At 37.6% G+C, this 19186-nt stretch carries 18 protein-coding genes; 16 read left to right on the plus strand and 2 right to left on the minus strand.

The window, feature by feature from the left end; translation table 11 throughout:
- Entirely contained in the window at window positions 1–1086 is a 1086-nt protein-coding gene (locus TY11_RS12625) for a GNAT family N-acetyltransferase (RefSeq protein WP_042146685.1), read from the plus strand.
- Between the two features lie 110 nt (window positions 1087–1196).
- Here TY11_RS12625 and speD read toward each other — a convergent pair whose 3' ends face one another.
- Window positions 1197–1592 carry an adenosylmethionine decarboxylase gene (speD, locus tag TY11_RS12630; RefSeq protein WP_042146686.1) on the minus strand — a complete coding sequence of 132 codons (396 nt, stop codon included), beginning with the start codon at window positions 1590–1592 and terminating at the stop codon, window positions 1197–1199.
- A 216-nt stretch (window positions 1593–1808) separates the two neighbouring features.
- Here speD and TY11_RS12635 point away from each other — a divergent pair, with 216 nt between their 5' ends.
- The 5 genes from TY11_RS12635 (at window position 1809) to TY11_RS12655 (ending at window position 6357) form a co-directional block, all read left to right on the plus strand.
- A complete protein-coding gene (locus TY11_RS12635) occupies window positions 1809–2321 on the plus strand; it encodes a DUF4178 domain-containing protein (RefSeq protein WP_042146688.1) in 513 nt (170 codons plus the stop codon).
- A 66-nt stretch (window positions 2322–2387) separates the two neighbouring features.
- Entirely contained in the window at window positions 2388–3056 is a 669-nt protein-coding gene (locus TY11_RS12640) for a PspA/IM30 family protein (protein ID WP_042146690.1), read from the plus strand.
- A 66-nt stretch (window positions 3057–3122) separates the two neighbouring features.
- Entirely contained in the window at window positions 3123–3734 is a 612-nt protein-coding gene (locus TY11_RS12645; RefSeq protein ID WP_042146692.1) for a DUF4247 domain-containing protein, read from the plus strand.
- A gap of 20 nt (window positions 3735–3754) precedes the next feature.
- Window positions 3755–4150, plus strand: a complete 396-nt coding sequence (locus tag TY11_RS12650; RefSeq protein WP_042146694.1) for a DUF350 domain-containing protein — start codon at window positions 3755–3757, stop codon at window positions 4148–4150.
- Between the two features lie 656 nt (window positions 4151–4806).
- The gene (locus TY11_RS12655; protein WP_042146695.1) at window positions 4807–6357 is read left to right on the plus strand and encodes a polyamine aminopropyltransferase; all 1551 of its coding nucleotides are present in this window, start codon (window positions 4807–4809) and stop codon (window positions 6355–6357) included.
- A 188-nt stretch (window positions 6358–6545) separates the two neighbouring features.
- On the opposite strand, the gene TY11_RS12660 is transcribed toward TY11_RS12655, so the two are convergent.
- Window positions 6546–7514 carry a sugar phosphate isomerase/epimerase family protein gene (locus tag TY11_RS12660; protein ID WP_042146698.1) on the minus strand — a complete coding sequence of 323 codons (969 nt, stop codon included), beginning with the start codon at window positions 7512–7514 and terminating at the stop codon, window positions 6546–6548.
- A 177-nt stretch (window positions 7515–7691) separates the two neighbouring features.
- Between TY11_RS12660 and TY11_RS12665 the strand changes: the two genes are divergently transcribed.
- The 10 genes from TY11_RS12665 to TY11_RS12710 all read left to right on the plus strand — a co-directional run bounded on the left by TY11_RS12665 (window position 7692) and on the right by TY11_RS12710 (window position 19177).
- On the plus strand, window positions 7692–8678 hold the full coding sequence (locus tag TY11_RS12665; protein WP_042146700.1) for a LacI family DNA-binding transcriptional regulator: 987 nt from the start codon (window positions 7692–7694) through the stop codon (window positions 8676–8678).
- A gap of 34 nt (window positions 8679–8712) precedes the next feature.
- Complete coding sequence (locus TY11_RS12670) at window positions 8713–9723, plus strand: Gfo/Idh/MocA family protein (protein ID WP_042146701.1); 1011 nt, start codon at window positions 8713–8715, stop codon at window positions 9721–9723.
- Window positions 9724–9793: 70 nt separating this feature from the next.
- Complete coding sequence (locus TY11_RS12675) at window positions 9794–10780, plus strand: Gfo/Idh/MocA family protein (RefSeq protein WP_042146703.1); 987 nt, start codon at window positions 9794–9796, stop codon at window positions 10778–10780.
- Between the two features lie 54 nt (window positions 10781–10834).
- The gene (locus tag TY11_RS12680; protein ID WP_042146704.1) at window positions 10835–11812 is read left to right on the plus strand and encodes an ABC transporter substrate-binding protein; all 978 of its coding nucleotides are present in this window, start codon (window positions 10835–10837) and stop codon (window positions 11810–11812) included.
- A gap of 628 nt (window positions 11813–12440) precedes the next feature.
- Window positions 12441–13961, plus strand: a complete 1521-nt coding sequence (locus TY11_RS12685) for a sugar ABC transporter ATP-binding protein (RefSeq protein WP_042146706.1) — start codon at window positions 12441–12443, stop codon at window positions 13959–13961.
- Window positions 13958–15025, plus strand: a complete 1068-nt coding sequence (locus TY11_RS12690; protein ID WP_042146708.1) for an ABC transporter permease — start codon at window positions 13958–13960, stop codon at window positions 15023–15025. The genes TY11_RS12685 and TY11_RS12690 overlap by 4 nt, the downstream gene beginning before the upstream one ends.
- A gap of 210 nt (window positions 15026–15235) precedes the next feature.
- Window positions 15236–15571, plus strand: a complete 336-nt coding sequence (locus tag TY11_RS12695; protein ID WP_052345827.1) for a hypothetical protein — start codon at window positions 15236–15238, stop codon at window positions 15569–15571.
- Between the two features lie 290 nt (window positions 15572–15861).
- Entirely contained in the window at window positions 15862–16755 is an 894-nt protein-coding gene (murQ, locus tag TY11_RS12700) for an N-acetylmuramic acid 6-phosphate etherase (RefSeq protein ID WP_042146711.1), read from the plus strand.
- Window positions 16756–16876: 121 nt separating this feature from the next.
- The gene (locus TY11_RS12705; RefSeq protein ID WP_042146712.1) at window positions 16877–18157 is read left to right on the plus strand and encodes an ABC transporter substrate-binding protein; all 1281 of its coding nucleotides are present in this window, start codon (window positions 16877–16879) and stop codon (window positions 18155–18157) included.
- Between the two features lie 78 nt (window positions 18158–18235).
- Window positions 18236–19177, plus strand: coding sequence for a carbohydrate ABC transporter permease (locus TY11_RS12710; RefSeq protein WP_042146714.1), 942 nt, complete (start codon window positions 18236–18238; stop codon window positions 19175–19177).
- Window positions 19178–19186: the final 9 nt, after the last annotated feature.

The following is a 19186-nucleotide window of genomic DNA, read 5'->3' on the forward strand; positions in this document are numbered from 1 at the left end:
ATGGAAATTCGCCATTTAACGGTAACAGAAATGGAAGCGGCTATCCGTTTGTCCGATAAAACATTTCGGAATGAAAAGCATGTGTCGATGGGAAAGGCATTTCCGTTTGTATTTTCGAGGGATGCTAATGTATCATTTGGAGCATTTGAACAAGATAAGCTAGTATGCTTTTTTGGTTTAGTGCCATTTCGATTGAAAATAGGTGCATCCTATGTAAACGCATATTCTATTGGCTCCGTTTGTACAGACCCTGTCTATCGTGGGAAAGGAATAGCAAGTGATGTATTAGCGGAGATTTATGATTTTATCGACCGTTCAGGGGGAGCGCTACTTCTGGTATCCGGTGATAGGGGACTGTATACGCGTAAAGGTTGCTTTGCTGTTGGGGAGAGCTACTCATACAGTATGACCGAGGTAAAGCCTATAATACATGAGGGCACGATTCGAAAGGGCACAGCCATAGATTTAATGCGTGTATTTTCTTTAGCTCAGCAGAAAGAAGTTCGTTATGAATCCAGTATTAATGAATGGAAAACATTACTTAATACAGGTGGTTATGCAAGTATTTTTTATCTGAAACAGTCGATTATTATATCCGAAAAACAGGGCGTCATTGATGGGTATGTCGTAGCGGGTCTACCGGATGAAACCAATTCGAGTCGAACCGCCCTCATATTAGAATGGGGAGGAGAACCTAGAACTGTACTTGCTATCTTGATGAGTCTACTTGGAGAAGATGGGGTGGATACGGTGAAAATAAAAGTCCCTTGGCATGATGAAATGAATGTAAGTCTAGTTGAATATAGCAAAGAAGCAGAATCTATTGGTGGCACTATTCGTGTGATTAATCCGGAAAGAATGCTCGAGCAACTAATGCCTTATTTACAAAGTAAGGACCCAGCTATTTATAACAAGTTGCAGATCAAGGGGCAAGGAGATGGAAAAATAGATTTACAATATGATGGTCAGCGATGGATTTTAACGGTAGAAGAATTCTCTAATCTACTTTTCAATACACCAGGGAATTTAATACCATCCTTATTTCCAATTCCATTACCTAGTACAGAAGGGATTCATTATGTCTGATAGAATGGATGCTCCTGAACGATTAAGAATACAAAAAAGCTCCTTTAACCTATTTGTTAATTGGAGCTTTTATTCGACTATATTTAGAAAGTGATAGGCACGACTAGAAGTTAATAACGTGGAACTTCCCCCTCTGTACTGAGTAACCTTGGTCGAACTGGTCCCCTTCCACGAGGAATCTCCATTATTTCACTAGTGCTTGCTTCTAACGCTTCAACAATATACTTTACAGCTACGGTAGGATCTACTTTCTTACCACATGTAAATACATCAACACTTGCATATCCTTTTTCTGGGAAACTGTGGATGGTTAAATGTGATTCGGAAATAATGACTACCCCACTAATTCCATATGGTGTAAATTGATGGAAGACAACCTCTCGAATTTCTGCCCCTGCTTCAAGCGCTGCATCTACAAAGATTTGTTTAATTAATTCCAGATTGTTTAATGTACTTATATTACAATCCCATAGTTCCGCGATAACTTGCCTTCCAAATACTTCCATAATATTAACTCCTTAAAATGTATACTGATACCATTAATTTTAGCATACCATATATTTATGTGTATGAGGGTGAAATTAATTGATCCAAATGATGAGAAAAAACATGAAACCAATTAAGGAAAATATACGTATTACAAGTTGAGCTAGCATCACTACGGGTTGCTTGTGATACAATTAATTTTAGCTAAGATTCTTTTTAAGATGTGAGGTGAAGTGATGGGGCTTTTTTCTAAGATTTTTAGTAAAAATAAAAATACGAATCCTGCACCAAAGGAGAGAACTGTATTAACCATTAAAGTCGGAGATATTATCAACTATGATCTCAACGATTATGAGGTGGTAGGGAAAATCACCTATCGAGACGGAAATTATGAATGGTATGGGTACCAACTACTAGAAGGTCATGATACAATTTGGTTGGCAGCAGAAATGGATGATGAGTTGGAACTAGGCATTTATAAGAAGGTCCAACTAGCCATTTCCAAACCATATCCAAAGCAACTTACGTTTGAGGGGAAGACCTATTACCTGGAGGAATCTGGAACAGCTAGGGTAATTGGTGAAGGTAGAAGCAAGAATATACATGGTTCTTTAGTCGATTATGCTGATTATTCGGATGATGACGAAGAAAGTTTCTTAAGTATTGAAGGCTGGGGAACGGAGATTGAAGTAAGTATTGGCTATCCAATTGAAAGTTATGAAATTAAAATAATGGCAGGATCGAATTAGATTTTTCTATAATATTCGAGCAAGTTCAGGTGTGACAATGAACCCCAAAAAATAGGAGGAATAAATATGTTTAAATTTTTCAAACGAGTAAAAACAGTGGTAAGTTCAGAATTAAATGCGATGTTAGATAAAGCTGAAGATCCGGTGAAAATGTTAGATCAATTCATGCGTGATATGGCTGAGGATATTCGTGAAGTAGAGGCAGCTGTTGCGAAACAAATTGCTAATGAAAAAATGTTGAAGCGCAAAATGGACGATTCGCAAGCAATGGTTGAAAAAAGACAGAAGCAAGCTGAGCAAGCGATTGTTGCTGGAAATGATGATTTAGCTCGTCGTGCCTTAGAGGACAAAAAGCAACATGAGTCCACTGCAACTACATTAACAGAGTCTTGGGAAAGAGCGAAGCAGGACTCAGAAGTTTTAAAGACTAAATTAGATGAAATGAAAAAGGAATACCAACAAATGAATCTGAAAAAGGATTCGTTAAAAGCCCGAGCTGAATCTGCGAAGACCCGCACGAAAATTAATCGTACGATGTCTAATATTGGTAATGATAAATCACGTCAAGGTTTTGAGCGTATGGAAGAAAAGGTAATGCGTTTCGAAGCAGAGGCTGAAACTAGTGAGGATTTATCCTTTGCAAGCCGAACACTAGATGATGAATTTGAACAGTTAAGTAAAACTAGTGAAGTTGACGATGAATTAGCGAAACTGAAAGAAAAAATGGGTAAATAGTAAGGTAAACATTAGTGGAGCAGTACGATCATTAGACTGCTCCTTCTAATGGAGAGGGGGATTGATTTGTGTAGAAAACGTATTTTACTAATAGGGTTATTGTTTCTAATCATTCTTTTATCCGCGTGTTCTTCACGAGGGATGAGTGGGGAAGCAATCACAGCCCAAGATATTCCCGATGAGCCTTCGAAAAATGAAATTACCACAATTATAAAAAATTCTTCCAACTATGAGATGGATGATATCATAGAGGCTAATTTTCCTTTAGTAACCACCGTGGAGGGAGATTCCAGTAATGCAGAAATCTTTGCAACCACTCAATTTAATTTAACGGAACTTAGCTCAATCCTAACAGAGACTATTAAACCTACTGAAATAAGTGAGGTAAAGGATAATCAGCAGATCTTAATTTATCCAGATGATTTTATTACATTGCGCGAAAGTAAAGCAGACTCTAGTGTGCTTTTAATTGAGGTTGCAAGTGATGAGTTTGTCAGGAGAAACTATTCACCGAATATCTTAAGTACATATTTTGCAATCAGGTTGTTGGATGACGTATTAGATGTAGATGATTGGGGCAGGAAGCATCGTGGTTCTTACTCAGGAATGGGTGGAATAGATACACCAAGTCGCGGGAATACAACATTTAGAGGCGGTGGCCCTGGTTCGGGAAAATAATTTAAAAGGAGGCGAAAAGTTTGGAACCATTTATCTCAACGTTAATTTATTTTGTAATTTCAGTCGTAATTGTACTAATTGGTTTATTCATTTTTGAAAATTTAACTCGTAATTATAAGGATATGGAAGAAGTAAAAAATGGGAATATAGCAGTTTCTTTATCCATTATCGGAAAGATAATCGGGATTTGTATTATCTTAGCTTTTGCGATTTATAGTAGTGATGTGATTTGGGAAACGATTATCTGGGGTGTGTTCGGTGTCGTTTTACAAATGATTGCTTATTTTCTTTTTGACTTGTTCACAAGAAATTTCTCCGTTGAAGAGCAACTGTCCAAAAATAATATTGCTGTTGGATTGATGTCCTTGGGTGTATCGATCGGATTGGCTTTAGTAATTGGTGCTTCTATTACGTAGTATCAGCTCATGCGACCAGGCTTTTGCTTGGTCGTTCGTTTTTTCTAGGCTTTGTTTGTCATTATGGTAGTGGTACATGATTTTGGACGGCAGCCCATATATATTCAAGAATAGTTTTAGGTTGTTTTCGTACAGTTTGTTGTTATTTGATAGAAATTGTGCGATAACTACTTGCAATTAATGAGTGTAGTGGTAATATGCCGCTACGGCAGAATACTCCGCTTTCCGCGGGCCCTTCTGACACGTGCTATTCCTGCAGGAGTCTCCGTATTCTGCCTTCGCTGGTTTAGATTTTTTAATTTTTAAATTTTAAGCAAATTAGCTCTCAATTGATTTAATCTATACTAGCGCAGGAAATACACGGAGACTCCTGCGGGAGGATAGGCATAGGTGAGATTCCGCAGTGCGTAAGCGCGAGGAGGCTCACCATCCGCCAAGCGGCAAGGTAGACACTGCGAAGGTATTTTCGAGCAGATGTCGCCCCTGTACTGGAAGTAAAAGCGGAGTGTATTTTCGAAGCGGGTATGGTGCACCCAAATATAAATTATTAGCCGCACAGTTTCTAGCATACTATTTATAAGATTAAACTAACCAGAATAATAACATTTTAGAAAAAGCATAGTTTTAAAACGTAGCAATAGTGGAGGGCATGGAGTTTGAACGATGTAGCGGTAAGACAGAGTAAAATTATTTATTGGTCTTCGGGGATTGTGTCCATTTGTGGAATTGTCTTTGAAGTGTTATTTGGGGCATTAGGCTCGTACATATTAGGCGACGGTGTAAAGCAATATACGTTGACGATTTCCCTATTCCTGACGGGGATGGGTATTGGAGCTAGTTTAAGTGAGAAGTTTTTGAAGAACCTTATTATTACGTTTGTCTGGATTGAGTTCGGGGTCGCAATTATTGGTGGGTTTTCCAGTTTTATAATGTTCGGGATAACTGCTTTTGCCCCAGAAGGAACGGATGCCCTATTCCTCTATTCCATTACCTTGATTGTTGGGGCATTAACTGGGGTGGAATTACCAATTCTAATCCGAAAAGCAAATGAAATCGGTGTAACCTTGAATAAAAGTACGGCAAGAGTATTGTTTTCTGATTATGCAGGTGGATTAATAGGTGGCGTACTATTTGTGTTTTTGTTTCGTCCTTATTTTGGAATGGTGAAAACGGCATTTTTAGTTGGATGTATTAATCTATTAGTTGCCTTAATTGTATTGTATCTATTCCGTAAAGAAATCCGGAATTTCATGATTCATGCTTGTATCGGAGGAATAATTGGAATCCTTTTGTTAGTCGGATTGTTTTTCGGGGAAGAGATGGCGTTTAGTTTTGAACAAAAACTCTATAAGGATCCCATTATTCATACGGAGGAAACAAGCTACCAAAAAATCACCCTGACAAAGGATCAGGAAGATGTGCGTCTATATTTAGATGGACAATTGCAGTTTAGCTCTATTGATGAGCATCGTTATCATGAGGTGCTCGTTCATCCAGCCATGGCTTATGCAGAGAGGCCTCAGAGCGTGTTGATACTTGGTGGCGGTGATGGGATTGCTACTAAGGAAATTCTTAAGTATAATGTGGTTAAAAAAATCACATTAGTCGACCTAGATCCAGCAGTTATTGAGTTAGCCAATACGAATGAATGGTTATTAGATTTGAATGAAAAAGCTTTGACGCATGAGAAAGTTCATGTGAAAAATACAGATGCTTTTAAGTTTTTGGAAGAAACGGATGAATGGTTTGATGTCATTATTGTAGATTTGCCTGATCCGAATAATGAAAGCTTAAATAAATTATATACGCGGGAATTCTACTCGTTAGTACGGAATCATTTAAACCCTGGTGGAGTAGCGATGATTCAGGCGACAAGCCCTGTTTTTGCAAGAGAGGTGTACTGGACCATTTCAGAGACAATCGCTGATACCGGACTATTTGTTGAGAACTTGCATGTTGATGTACCGAGCTTTGGGAATTGGGGCTTTGTCATGGCTAGCCGTAATGAGATTAACTTGTCTGATCTAGACATTTTAGTGGAGACCGAATATTTAACAAAAGATATAATCCCTGCTTTAGGTGTTTTTGGAAAAGATGAAGACGAGGAAATTCGGGATAAAAAAGGCGAATTAGTTGAATTAAAGTCAAATACATTAATAGATCCCCATTTGATAGAGATATATGAGCGATCCTGGGAGAATTATTAGGTGCCTGTCACTTCCCGTTCCCGAAATAACTCGAATTCTGTCAAAATTAAAGCTATATGGGCTAGTTGAGTATCTTTTACTCAACTAAGTCATATAGCTTTTTAAATTTGATAAAATTGGTTTTTAGGCAATTTTATTCCCCTATCACAGGTACGAATAACCACAAATTCGGGGAGTGACAGGCACCACTACGCCCACCACATATCTCCAACAGATTCTTTCACCATTACTGGTTGTAAATTCTCTACTGCTTTGGTGAGTCCTTCGTCAATAGACATAAGTCCGTCTTCGTGTTCGATGCTTACGACATAGTCATAGCCGTATAACCTTAGAGCGCTAATCATGTCTGCCCATTCTTTAGTGTCATGACCAAATCCAACTGTTCGGAAGTACCAAGCGCGATTTTGCATATCAGAATAAGAAGTCATATCGGTCAATCCATTTTTATTCACATTTGGTTGATCAATAACCGTGTCTTTCGCATGAAAGTGGTGTATCGCATTTTCTCTTCCTAGTATTTTAATAGATTCTACCGGGTCGATTCCTTGCCACCACATATGACTTGGATCAAGATTAGCACCAATTGCAGGTCCACAAGCTGCACGTAGGCGTAATAATGTTGCTGGTGTATGTACGGAAAACCCTCCATGAAGTTCAAGTCCAATTTTGACATTATATTTTTCCGCAAGATCTCCTTTTTCCTTCCAATACGGAATTATCTTCTCTTCCCATTGCCATGTTAATATTTCTTGAAACTCATTTGGCCAAGGCGCAATTGGCCAGTTAGGGTATTTTGCATTTTCATGGTCTCCTGGACATCCAGAAAACGTATTAACTACTGGAATTCCAAGTTGACTTGCTAATTTTATCGTATTAACTAATAACTCATCGGCAACTTGAGCAATCTTTTTCTGTGGATGTAATGGGTTAGAATGACAACTTAAAGCGCTTACAATTAATCCGCGACTTTCAATCTTGTTCATGAAATCTTTCTGTTTTTCTTCGTTATCTAGTAATTCATCCACATTACAATGAGCATTTCCTGGATAGCCACCAGTACCTAACTCTACAGCCTCTATCCCTTTAGCTGCAACATGATCAAGCATTTCCTCAAGATTTTTGTCAGAAAATAATACTGTAAATACTCCTAATTTCATCAAAAACCCTCCTTAAATGTAAACCGTTACATCTATTATACATAAAAAAATACAAAAGCAATATATTAAATTTATTATATTCTAAACAAATTAATAATTTGTTATTGACAAATAATTTGTAAAACTCTACAATCAAATTGTAATCGATTACATTTATTTCAAAAGGTAGGAATCTTCATGGCGAATATACAACAAATTGCTAAAAGGGCAGGTGTTTCGGTTGCGACGGTTTCCAGGGTGCTTAATCATGCCACCTCGGTAAGCCCGAAAACAAGAAGTAAGGTTGAAGAAGCAATAAAAGAACTGAATTATGAACCGAGCATGCTTGGTCGAAACTTACGGAATTCAGAAAGTCGCCTTTTGTTAGTACTTCTACCTACTATCGCGAATCCCTTTTACACGGAAATAATTAACGGGATTCAGGATACGGCGATCGCAAGTGACTATAATATTCTTCTTTGTGAAACAGATTCAAAGCCTGAACGAGAAAATATTTATTTTAACATGGTGAAGAACAAACTTGCTGATGGCGTCATATCTATGGACCCAACAGTTAATATGCAACGATTAAATGAACTTGCGGAGCATTATCCAGTCATTCTTTGTAGTGAATATGAAGAAAAAGGGGATATACCATACATAACAGTAGATAGTGAATTAGCTGCATACCAAGCTGTTAAGCACTTAATAAAATCGGGTAATGAAAAAGTTGCCTTGATTACTTCGGATGAAAAATTTTTATATGCAAGGCTCCGCCGAGCCGGGTATGAAAGAGCATTAAAGGAATTTCATTTACAAATTCGTGACGAATGGATTTACCATACGAAGGGATTGGAATTTCAATATGGGGTTCATGCGATGAGAATGCTTCTGAAGGAAGAGGAAAAACCTACAGCAGTATTTGCTATTTCGGATACGTTGGCAATTGGAGCTCTGAAAGCAATCAATATGGAACGAGAAGGTTCAGATCCTATTGCGATTGTAGGTTTTGACAATATAAGTTTTTCGAGTATGACCAATCCTACATTGACTACCATTTCCCAACCAATGTACACGATGGGATGTCAGGCAACTGAAATGCTCTTAAGTAGAATTAAGGGTGAAAAAGTAGAAAACATTGTGTTGGATCATGAACTAATCATCCGTGAATCAACAATGGTGTAGGAAATATGAACTTTCAAAAAGGAGGTTTCTGCTAATGAGGGTTCAAGTGGGGATTATCGGCTGTGGGTCGATAACAAGATTCCGTCACGCTCCAGAATATAAAGCAAATCCTCATGTGGAGGAAATTGTCTTCTATGACCGAAACGTTGAAAGAGCTAAAACGTTGGCAGAAGAGTTTGATGGTAGAGTCGCTAATACTTTAGAAGACTTACTGAATGACCCCTCTATTGTTGCGATAAGTGACTGCTCTTCTAATGATGCCCACCATATTTATACGACAAAGGCTTTATTAAATGGTAAACATGTTCTTTGTGAAAAGCCTCTAGCAATTAATTTGAAGCAGGCAGAGGAAATGGTGGAAGCAGAGCGTAAATCTGGGAAAATCCTAATGGTTGATCATAACCAACGATTTACAAAAGCACATCAAAAGGCAAAGGAAATTATTGCGAGTAAGGAACTTGGTGAGGTTCTTACATTTAAAACCACTTTTGGTCATGAGGGACCAGAAAGTTGGGGAGTAACGAAATCAAATGCTACCTGGTTTTTCAAAAAGGAACGTTCACATTCAGGTGTTGCCGGTGACTTAGGAATTCATAAAATTGATTTAATCCATTGGCTTTTGGATGATGAAATAGAGGATGTTCATGCATTTCATGGTGCCCTTGATAAAGTGAATGAGAATGGGGATCCAATTGAAGTTCCAGATAATGTTGTTTGTGCACTCAGAACCAAGAAAGGCCGCCTTGGAACTGCTTCATTTTCCTGGACCTATTACGGTGCAGAAGACAATACTACAACGATTTATTGTCAAAAGGGAATTTTGAAACTATATTATCAACCTGATGCACAGTTAATTGTGGAGAAGAATGATGGTTCTGTTATCAAATATGAATTAGAACAAATTCAGACAAATGATAACCAAACTAGTACTGGTGTCATTGATGCTTTTATTGATTCTATTATTCACAAAAAGGAACCACTTGTTACAAGCGAAGAAGCAATTGCCTCGTTAAGAGTAGTGGAAAAAATACTAGCTCAACCATGATAAATAAGTATGTAATGGATTACATATGAAACAAAGAAGAACCAATCATACAAGAATTGGGGAAGATATTATGCAGAGAGTAGGGCTAGTTGGATTAGGTTTTATTGGAAAAGCACATTTAGAGGCTTACCATAAATTATTGAATGCTGAAGTTGTTGCGATTTGCACTCGGAATGTGGATAGACATAAAGATATATTGTCCACTTATACCTTTATTTCCGATTATGAGGAGCTTCTAATCCGGGATGATATTGATTTAGTTGATATTTGTCTTCCAACTTACTTACATGAAGAGTATATCATCAAAGCAGCAAGAGCTAAGAAAAACATTATTTGTGAAAAGCCGCTTTCTTTATCCGTGGAATCCGTAAGACGAATTCTTGATGAGGTAGAAAAGTGTGGTGTGAAACTTTTTGTTGGGCATGTTCTCCGTTTTTGGCCACAATATCAAGCGATAAAGGCTTATAGTGAGACAGAGACATTGAAGGATATTGAAATTGTGCATGCTCAACGATTAGGGCAGCCAGCAACATGGAGTTCTTGGTTTAAGCACCCTAAAAAAAGTGGAGGAGCCTTATTTGATCTCCATCTCCATGATATTGATTTTATCTATTACCTTTTGGGGGAAGTGAAGTATGTATATGCCCAAGGTACCCAGAACCAATATGGGGCTTGGAATCATATAATGACAACGCTTACTTTTAAAGGTGGAGAAAAAGCATTTGTGGAGGCTTCCAACCGAATGCCACCAGGATACCCATTTACCATGACACTTCGGGCACAAACACATAAAAACACCTTAGATTTCCATTTGAAAGCCGGGGAAAATATCGAAAGTATCAACAATAGTAGTTTTGTTCTATTCGAGAATGAAATATTAACGGAGGTACCTGTGGAAAGGGTGGATCCCTTCCAAAATGAGCTTTCCTATTTTGTAGATTGTTTGGAAAATGACCGGGAGAATAAAATAGTTCCGTTAGATGATGTTCTATATGTTATCCGATTATTGGAAGCTATTAATCTATCACTTGAGACTGGTCATGAAGTACATATCTAACTATTGGTTTCATTATTTTTTAATATATACCAAAATCTAAGGGGGTTTTCAGTAATGAGTAAGTATTTAAAAGTGTTTGCTTTACTAGTATTAATTATGGTACCAGCACTTGCAGCATGTGGTTCTGACAATGCTTCGAGTAATGGTGGAGAAAGTGGAGACGATTCGGGAGACAAGTACAAGGTTGGTATTTTAGCACCTGCTGTAACACATGGTTGGGTAGCTGCTGTTGCATATCATGCAGAAGCGCGAGCTAAAGAATTATCTGATGAAATAGACTATCAGATCCATACAAGTAGTGATGCATCAGAAATGACATCTCAATTAGACGACCTTATTACATGGGGAGCAGATGCGATTGTAGCATTCCCACAATGGGAAGGAATGGAAGTTCCAATTCAGCGTGCCTTAGATGAAGGAATTGAAGTGGTTAACTTTGATATTGTGATAGATGTTGATGGAGTGTACCGTGTAGCTGGTGACAACTATGACATGGGTGTACAAGGTGCAAATTATGTAGTGGATAAGATTGGTACAGAGGGAGAAGTTGTGCTTTTAGAAGTACCTTCAGCTGGTTCTGTGTCCGAGTTACGTAAGGGTGGATTCCTTGATACTATTGAGGAAATCGCTCCAGACATGAATATTCATACGTATGCAACACAATTTACGAGAGAAGATGGCTTGAAAGATTTTGCAGATATTCTAACTAGCTTAGATAAAATTGATGCCGTATTCTCCCTAGATGATGAAACATCCATTGGTGTTTTACAGGCTATTAGTGAAGCAGGAAGAACAGACATTCAAGTTGTAACTGGTGGTGGAGGTATGCAAGAGTACTTCGAAATGATGCCAGAAAATGAAGATATTTGGATTCAATCAGCGCTTTATAGCCCTGCAATGGTAAAAGATGCAGTGGATACTGCTGTTAAGATTCTAAAAGGTGAAGATGTTGAAATGGAAACCATAATTCCGACAACAATCGTAGACAGAGATAACTATGAAGAATTTCTAGATGCAGAATCACCGTACTAAATCGAATATATGGGAAGTTTGTCCCTAAATCAGTAAACAAAAGGGGTTATGGCTAAGCTATAGCCTCTTTTTTTCAGAGGCTGTACTTTAATAAATTACTATTTTAGACCATTTTTACTAATGAATAGTTTATTAGAAACTGTGCGGTAACTCTCCCGTTATTAAAGTAGGATAGTGGTACGATACCGCTCCGGCAGAATACTCAGCTTTCCGCGGGCGGCTGGTGAGCCTCCTCGCGCTTACGCACTGCGGGGTCTCACCGATGCCTATCCTCCCGCAGGAGTCTCCGTATTCTGCCTACGCTAGTGATTTCTTCTAAATTTAGAGTATCTGCTATTAGTTTATTAACTATAAAACACTTATTTCTACAATGAGGAGACACACATTCTAGCGAAGGAAATACACGGAGACTCCTGCGGGAATAGCACGTGTCCGAAGACCCCGCAGAGGCGAACTTTCCTCGAGGAGGCTGAGGCCGGGCCCGCGGAAAGCGGAGTGTATTTCCGTAGCGGGTATGATGCTCCCAAATATAAATTTTTAGCCGCGCAGTTTCTATCAATATCGAAAAGAGACGTTCAGAAAAAACTTTACAAGGATGAATTCACTTTAAAAAAGCTTGGGTGATTACATGAAAATAGAAATGAAAAATATACGAAAATCCTTTGGTAGTAATGATGTATTAAAGGAAGTTACCTTGTCTGTTCAAGGTGGAGAAATTTGTGCACTGCTTGGTGAAAATGGTGCAGGAAAATCTACATTAATGAATATTCTTGGTGGCGTTCTACCAATGGATTCAGGTTCTATTTTAATTGATGAAAAAGAGGTAGCGTTTGAGACTCCTGTTGATTCACAAGAAGCTGGAATCGCCTTTATCCATCAAGAGTTAAATCTAATTAATGATCTTCCAATCTATGAAAATATGTTTCTTGGTCGTGAAATCAAGACAAAGAGAGGGAGTTTAGATTTAAAGCAAATGTACGATAAAACGGCAGCGATTTTTGAACAAATGAATGTGGAGTTGGATCCTGGGAAAATGGTTCGGGATTTAGATGCTTCTTATAAACAAATCGTGGAAATTTGCCGTGCCATGATGACAAATGCTTCTATTATCATCATGGATGAACCTACTACCTCTTTAACAGATACAGAGATTGAACGAGTTTTTGCCATGATGCGGACATTAAAAGAAAACAACGTTGGAATCATTTTTATTTCTCACAAATTAAATGAAGTAAAAGAAATCTGCAATCGATACATTGTATTACGGGATGGGAACCTAGTATCCGTCGGAAATGTAAGTGATGTTACGAAAAACGATTTAGCTAGCTATATGGTTGGGTTCGATGTACGTACCGAATCTTTACGTAGGGTTACAGGTAATGAGGAAGTTGGAAAAGAAGTTCTACGTGTGGAAGGATTAACTGATAGTAGGCATTATAGAGACATTAATTTTTCCATTAGAGCTGGTGAAATAGTTGGGATAACAGGGTTACTTGGTGATGGTCGTAGTGAACTGTTTCAGGCGATTTTTGGTGCGGATCACTATGCTTCAGGGAAAATAATCTTAGAAGGACAAGAAGTAACCATTAAAAGTACTTCTCAAGCCATAAAAAAGGGAATTGCCTATCTCCCGCGTAACAGAAAGGAAAATGCCATTCTTAAAGATATGGATATCATCGAAAATGCTTCTGTTGTAACATGGTCTATGTTTTCCAAGCGTGGTGTGATTAATTCTTCCAGACATAAAAGACTATTTAAAGAGCAACGAGATTCTTTGCGGATCAAAATGGGAGAAATGACCGATAGCATTACTAGTCTTTCTGGGGGAAACCAACAAAAAGTAGTTTTATCAAAATGGTTAGCGGCTAACCCTAAAGTATTGATTCTGGATAACCCTACACAAGGTGTTGATGTAGGTGCAAAGGAAGACATCTACGATATTATTCTAAAATTGGCAAATGAAAATATTGCTATTGTTGTATTGTCTAGTGAGGCACAAGAAATTATCCGTGTATGTGACCGGGCACTTGTTATGTATCATGGGGTAATTCAAGGTGAAGTTCGTGATGAGATGATGAATGAACAAACTATTATGCGTTTAGCAACTGGTGGAGAGCTTGGCGAAGAGAAGGGAGTACACCAACTATGATACCAAATAAGCAACATAATTTGGAAAATGCAAGCCCAGGAAAAAAGACTTTTATAGGGTGGTTTAAACATAAATGGTCGAATGATCCTTTATTTAGTATTTTAATAGCCCTTATTATTATGGTAATTTTGCAAACGTTAACCTTGGGCTTCGATTATAATTCATTTGGTGAATGGTTCCAATCATGGACGAATAACTGGATTAATATTTTGCGAAATAATGCAGGGATTGGAATTGTTGCTCTAGGTATGACGTTTGTTATTATGACGGGCGGAATTGATCTGTCTGTTGGTTCGACTTTAGTTATTACCGGTGCTTTTGCGATGTATCTACTCGACACGGGGGCACAGGGGATTCTAGGTGCAGTTGGAATAACTGGCGTTCCAGCTATTATTTTAACGGTAATTCTAGTGCTGGCATTCGGGTATATGCTTGGTGCGCTAATTGGTGTATCAATCACAAAAGGCATGGTTCCCCCATTTATCGCAACACTAGGTGCCATGATGATTTTCCGAAGTGTAACCCAGCATTTTGCGCAGGGATACAATACAAAAGTTCCGGTAGAATTTCTGCAAATATCTAGCTTTAAAATTGGAAACTTCATGATTATGCCAATTATCTATTGGGCGATCATTGCATTTATTATGTATTATGTTTCAAAGCGAACTACTTTTGGGAGACAAATTATTGCGGTCGGATCGAATGAAAGAGCAGCAAAGCTTTCAGGTGTTAATATCAATAAGGTGAAGCTTCGTGTTTATGCCTTGATGGGGCTATTAGTATCTGTTGCTGCAATTATTCAAGTTTCTCGTATTGGTTCAATGGACTTCTCCAATGCTGGACGAGGTATGGAGATGGATGCCATTGCAGCAGCTGTTGTCGGAGGAACCAATATGCTAGGAGGCCGTGGCTTTATTCTTGGTACGGTCTACGGTATGTTAATTATCGCAGTGATGAATAACTTGTTGAACTTGTTCGGGGTACCTCCTTTCCTTCGTGAAGCATTTAAGGGTGTAATTGTTATTGTAGCTGTGCTGCTACAACGAAAAGAGAAAACTGCTTGATATAGAAAGGGACGGTTTTATTAACTCGTCCCTTTCTACTATTTTCACAAAAGGGATTTGAAGGGGGAATGTTGTGATTACGAGTGTGATATTATGCTTTGGTATTTAATGATGAGGCCGTAAGGTTAATGGGTTTGTAGATTCCTATTTTTACGGAGTATATTGATGGGCAGGAATTTGCCATTTCTGAAAATGGTGTGGTAACTTCACATGATGCTAGCTGACCCACGATTTACAGAGAATCCGACTTGGGCAGTTACTTCACTTGAGGTTGTTGGAACTAAGCAAACCGTAAAAGTTGATGGTTTCGGTGAGTATCTTAGTTTGTATACTAAAGGTAGCAAGTCTCGGGGGCATGTGTTGTTTGAAAGTGATATGGATTTTGGATTTATCAAGGATATTGTTGAATGTGTTGAGATAGATCGTGAACCTGCTATTACCGGATATGATGGGTTGAAGGCATTGGAGGTTACTCTAAGTGCATATGAGGTTGGAAGGAAATGGGTTGGTGCCTGTCACTTCCAGATATTTATTGAATCTTGTTGAGTTTAAATAAAAAAAGCTATTCGTCTACTTGAGTTTTTGAATACTACTCAGTTACGAATAGCTTTTTTTAGGACTATATAATTTACGGTTATGTATTACTGAATAGTCACTTTACTCAAAAAGAACAATAGCAAGTTACGAACCAGATTTAATAAAAATTTAGGGGTAAAAAGTTCCTAATTGAAATATTATTACAAATTTTCATGAAATATATTGACAAAATAATTCAACAAATTTATAATTTCAATTAAATGGAAGCGCTTTATAAATGAGGGGGGATTTTACATATAATGCTGACTTATCTTACAACAGAACAAAGAAATGAGAACAGCAAAAGACTGGACCAAATGCCTACTATGGAAATTATACAGACGATTAATAATGAGGATAAATCTATAGCAGAGGCGGTTGAGGCTGTTTTACCTAATATCGCAGCGGCTATCGATCAAATTTCCAAATCCTTGATGGGTGGCGGCCGCTTATTCTATGTTGGGGCAGGGACAAGTGGAAGATTGGGGATACTAGATGCTGTAGAATGCCCCCCAACGTTTATGACCTCACCTAAAATGGTCCAGCCTATTATTGCAGGAGGAAATGGTGCTATTTATAAAGCGGTGGAGGGTGCTGAAGATGATGAAGTTCAAGGTCAAAAAGACATTAAAGAAAAAAATTTGACAGATAAAGATGTTGTTATCGGAATAACTGCTAGTGGGCGTACCCCGTATTCAATAGGTGCTTTAAAATATGCTAATGAAGTAGGCGCATACACAGTTTCTTTAACTTGTAATAATAATTCATTAATTAGTAATTTTGCTGATTGTTCTATTGAAGTAATAGTTGGACCAGAAGTATTATCAGGATCGACACGTATGAAGGCTGCAACAGCACACAAAATGATTCTTAATATGATTAGTACAACAACGATGATAAAACTGGGTAAAGTCTACGAGAATCTTATGGTTGACGTACGTGTTAGCAATTTCAAGTTGCTAGAGAGAGCTAAAAGAATACTAATGGAGATTACTGATATTTCTTATGAAGAAGCTACACAACTTATAGCTAAAGCTAACAATGAAGTAAAACCAGCTATTGTGATGCAGAAATCTGGTGTTTCTTTTAGGGAGGCGAAGAAAAGATTAGAAGAAAGTAATGGATATGTCAATATAGCAATTGATTACAATTAAGATTCGATTTCTCGAAACAAGAAATTATTATTTTTTATTATCGTAACCATCATAGTAAATACATACAAGTTGTCACTCTATAATAAAGGTAGAAAAGCACTAAAAATAAGGAGGAATTATCATGAAGTTTAAAAAGTTTATCCTGTTAATAATTTTGTTATTAACTAGTGGAATTTTGTTTGCTTGTAGTGACAAAGACACGACAAGTAGTGGTGATTCAGGGGAAAAAGTCGATGCAGTGGAGCTGGAGTTGTACAGCTGGAGACCAGAGGATAGAGAGGCATATGAGAAGTTTATTGAAGCTTTTGAGGCAGAGAATCCTGGTATTAAGATTAATTTTCAGCCATTCGAATCTACGGAATATAATACAATTCTAACTAATTCACTGGTTTCTGGTTCTGGGCCAGATATTGTACAATTACGCCCTTATTCTGGTACGAAATCTATTGCAGACAACGGGTACCTTGCACCGTTAGATGATGTGCCTGGTGTAATGGATATTGAAGAAAGTTTCTTAGAAGCAGCAAAAGGTAGTGATGGCCAAGTTTATGGCGTGCCAACTACACTAAATGCTGGAGTGATTTTCTATAACAAAGATATTTTTGAAAAATATGGACTAGCAGCTCCCGAAACTTGGGAGGAATTACTTCAGGTGAGTGAAGAACTGAAGAGTAACGGAATTACTCCAATTGCTCAAGCAGGGCGTGCTGCATATCTTTTATCTATGTTACATGGGGTAATAAGCCCATCAGCATATGGTGGGAATGACTATGTTGATGAAATTTTAGCTGGTAGTACCGATTTAACTGATCTGAAAATGATGGAAACACTCGATAGAATGGAAGAAATTGAACAGTATTTACCGGAAGATTTTATTGCCTTAGATGATAACGATGCCCAAGCTCTATTCTATGCAGGGGAAGCAGCAATGTATATCAATGGAGATTATCGTTTAGGAACTTTCGAGAAAAATGCACCTGAAATGAATATTGGAATAATTCCTGGTCTAAAAGGAGAGGGCCAAAATGAACCATTCGTAATGAACTGGGTAGATGGGTCTTTTGGTGTTGTTGAAGATTCAGAGCATAAAGAAGAAGCTTTGAAATTCATAGAATACATGGCTACAAAGGAATTTGGTCAATTGTTTAGTGATGAACTTAACCGCTTAAGTGCGATTAATGGTGTTGAACCTAAACATGAACTTGTAAAACAAGTTACAAAAGCATCTGAGGCGAATACTACTCCATACCTATTACTTGTTTACTTTGGTGAAGGCTCACCAACAACAAAAACGGTTTTTGAGGATTCACTACAAGGAATGTATCTGGGAGAAATTACGAAGGAACAGGTTTTAGAAGATGCTCAGAAAAATGTTGAAAGAGTAGCTACAGAAGAAGAATAACATTTTCATAGTGGTGAATAAATGAATACACAATCAATTTAACTTGATTGTGTATTCCAATTTTTTGGAGGTGCAGCAATGTCTTCACATATAAAGGAAAAAGGATATTTTCAAAAAAGAAAGCTAAGAAAAAATATGGTTCACTTGTTTTTACTACCTGCAGCAGTATTGTACGGTGTTTTTCAATTGTATCCTTTGATTTCTGCTGCGTTAAATAGCTTTTACTCCTTTAATGGATTTGACAGAGATCAATTTATTGGATTAAAGAACTTTATTGTCTTATTTACGGAAGAACCTTATAAAGGTACTTTTTTTAATGCATTCAAACATAACTGGATATATTTCTTTGTTACTGTTTTTACACAGTTAGTAATTTCTTTATTCCTTGCTTTAATTATACATAGCAAAATTAAAGGAAAAGAAATTTTCAAAAGTATTTTCTTTCTTCCTAAATTATTATCTGTAATTGTAATTGGTTTTCTTTTTAGTCTTGTTTTAAATCCTACTAGAGGTGCATTAAATAACTTATTGGAAGCAATTGGTTTAGAGGAATTGACTAGACCTTGGTTAGGGAGTATGGATACAGCCTTATTTAGTGTCATTTTCGTTGACAGTTGGGCTTCCATCGGTTTCTCCATGTTAATTTTCTTAGCTGGATTACAAGCGATTGAGTCAGAGATATTTGAGGCTGCAAAAATAGATGGAGCTAATTGGTTTACAGTATTAAGAAAAATTACAATCCCAATGCTTGGACCGTCCTTATTAGTTATGTCTGTGTTGGTCTTTATAGGTTCCTTTGAGACGTTCGAATATGTGTATGCAATGCAAGGGTCCTCAGGGGGACCGTATTATTCAACGGATGTTTTAACGACATTTTTCTATCGATTGGCATTCGGTACTACTGATGGTGGGCAATCTATTGGGCTAGGATCTGCTATTGCAGTTATTTTATTTATTATTATCGGACTGGCAACGACATTAATGCTACTAATCTTCAGACGTAAAGACTTCGAGAGATAGGGGGATATT

The sequence above is a fragment of the Paucisalibacillus algeriensis genome (genome assembly GCF_000577245.1).
In the GTDB taxonomy this organism is placed as follows: domain Bacteria; phylum Bacillota; class Bacilli; order Bacillales; family Amphibacillaceae; genus Ornithinibacillus.